The organism is Paenibacillus nuruki, from assembly GCF_001721045.1.
GTDB lineage: Bacteria > Bacillota > Bacilli > Paenibacillales > Paenibacillaceae > Saccharibacillus > Saccharibacillus nuruki.
In genome coordinates this window covers 1-2,476 of the sequence record NZ_MDER01000087.1, presented here as the reverse complement: position 1 = coordinate 2,476, position 2,476 = coordinate 1, and the positions used below count along the sequence as shown (strand labels likewise).

Genomic DNA, 2,476 nt, shown 5'->3' with positions numbered 1-2,476 from the left:
CTACTCACTACTCACTACTCACTACTCACTACTCACTACTCACTACTCACTACTCACTACTCACTACTCACTACTCACTCATTATTAACGGTAATGACTATATTGCTAGCAATTACAGCATAATACCCGCTATTTTATCTACTCTAATTAATTTCTAATCTATTACTGAACTCTACAAACAAATAAGCCAGTAAAAGTAAACTGCATTGACTCCATTAACAAAATATCTAAAAACTCTATTAAACAAGCAAGTACAACACGTTCATAAAATAAGTCAATACAACAAAAAATCGGTATCTTTCTAAATGAAGAAGATAACCGATTTTTATTTTATAATTTTAACTTCTGTTCTCTGTTCTCTGTTCTCTGTTCTCTGTTCTCTGTTCTCTGTTCTCTGTTCTCTGTTCTCTGTTCTCTGTTCTCTGTTCTCTGTTCTCTGTTCTCTGTATTAATTTTGGACTTTCCATCTACTTCACTAGTCAAATGCTAAGGATTGATCGTAGCTTCAGCAATAGGTGCTCTCGAACTTTTATCAGGTACAATAACAGTCAAATAATTATTTTGTAATACTAATTGTAGTGTACGATTACCTTGTACAAAAACAAAGTTAGTCTGATCTTCATCTATATTCTCTTGTTGTTGTTTCCAACCCCAATTTTTAATTTCTTGTAAATACAGGTCTGGTAATGTAGATGCTTCTATTCCTGGAAGCTTATAACGTACATAATTCATTTGCCTATTATTAATAACAGTATCCATATCCTTCACTTCTTCTGGAATAGGAAAACTAGATTCTACAAAAGCACCCTGATAATGAGTCCAAGAAATATTAGCTTGTGAACAACCTACTAATGCTCCCCAAAGAACTCCCAATAATAATACATTCCATATCCGATGCTTGTTCTTCCACCACATCACATCGTCCCCCTAAATAAAGATAGAATTCATCATGTTCATATATTTGTGAATATATAAGGTATAATCAACAATCAAATTCACATATTGCATAATTATACATTCTATTAATAATAAATATACTTAATTACGCTCTATGACTTCAAATTAAATTTTTCTATATAAAACGAATATCACTTTTATTCGCTATCGTGACTTTAGAACTATCTAATACTTATATCAGTATACTATTTGTTACAACAACTTCTGTAACAAAACAGTTACACTTCACTAAGATTAAGATACAATATCTTATAATCTATAGCTTATTTATGTATTTATATAGCTATGAAGATCCAAAGATACATGAAGAAATATAACATCATGTAGTCATAACAAGAAATGATCCATCTCACTGACTTATTCTTTGCCTAATCAAAACGTATACAAAATATAATTGTTCTTAAGCTCTAACTTTGATTCTATCTATTTCCTTGTATCCCATCTTATGAAAATATCATTCATTCTACACTCTTTGCTCGCTTTATAATTATGTAAAGTAATAAACACATACAGCAAGAAAGTCATGATCTTACACTGCCAACAAAAGCCTCTAGCCCAGAAGTAGACGCCTATACTACCTAGACATACTTATATGATAGTGTATTCTATTGTAGAATTATGACGGTATCGTTCTGAATTTCAGACAAAGGAATAAGAAGTCTGAAGGCGATTAGCCTTAGCATAAGTAATTTTAAAAATTATAGCTGTTCTTTCCTTGAAGCTACTTTATTAGATTCTATATAGAAAAGGATCTAATACATTTAATACATACGATTACAATGTATCACAGCATTGGTAGCATTGAACTTGTATAGAGATTCATATAAGGATTTCTTCTATATGTGCTATCTATAGAAAATATAAGAAGAATAACGGTCATCTTGATCTAACCTTACACCCTGTTTAATCTAATCATAACCAAAATACTATCTATACCCCAATCCAAATACAACCCATATAATCTTTCCTAAGCCACTTATACTCAAACCTTATGCTCTTTCTCAGAAATTAAATCATCTAATCTACATCTACATATCGATACAGAGAAGAGATTGCCCTAACCCGTTGCCGTTGGAATCCATGCTATGTCTCTCTACCCATCCTTGAAAACCATAGATAGAGATGCTATTGGAGTTCTAGTCTGCCTTACCTATTATTAGATATCTATGAAAACAAACGAAATCTATAAAAAAAAGCAAAAAAAGAGCGACTCCTGTAAACAGGAATCACTCTTTGGGTCTTACTCGTTGCTTGGCAACGTCCTACTCTCCCAGGACCCTGCGGTCCAAGTACCATCGGCGCTGGAGGGCTTAACGGTCGTGTTCGGGATGGGTACGTGTGGAACCCCTCCGCCATCATTACCAAACAGTCAGGCTAATGTTGCTCCCTGAAAACTGAATCCGAAAACTGAAACATCGCATTTGTAGATTTGGATAAGCCCTCGACCGATTAGTATTGGTCAGCTCCATGCCTTGCGGCACTTCCACCCCCAACCTATCAACCTCGTCGTCTACAAGGG

Annotated in this window: 1 protein-coding gene and 2 rRNA genes; all 3 read right to left on the bottom strand. The window is 34.0% G+C overall.

Features of this window, described 5'->3' with window-relative positions:
• Window positions 1-486: 486 nt before the first annotated feature.
• Window positions 487-915: a hypothetical protein gene (locus tag PTI45_RS22135; RefSeq protein WP_083243687.1), complete on the bottom strand. Its 429-nt coding sequence runs from the start codon at window positions 913-915 to the stop codon at window positions 487-489.
• 1,291 nt (window positions 916-2,206) lie between these two features.
• Window positions 2,207-2,323: ribosomal RNA gene (rrf, locus tag PTI45_RS22130) — 5S ribosomal RNA — on the bottom strand.
• Between the two features lie 63 nt (window positions 2,324-2,386).
• A 23S ribosomal RNA gene (locus PTI45_RS22125) occupies window positions 2,387-2,476 on the bottom strand; the annotation flags it as partial.

What these genes read in the sequence shown, in the direction of transcription:
- PTI45_RS22135 (WP_083243687.1), bottom strand. Translation starts at nt 915, where the DNA reads ATGTGGTGGAAGAACAAGCATCGGATATGGAATGTATTATTATTGGGA.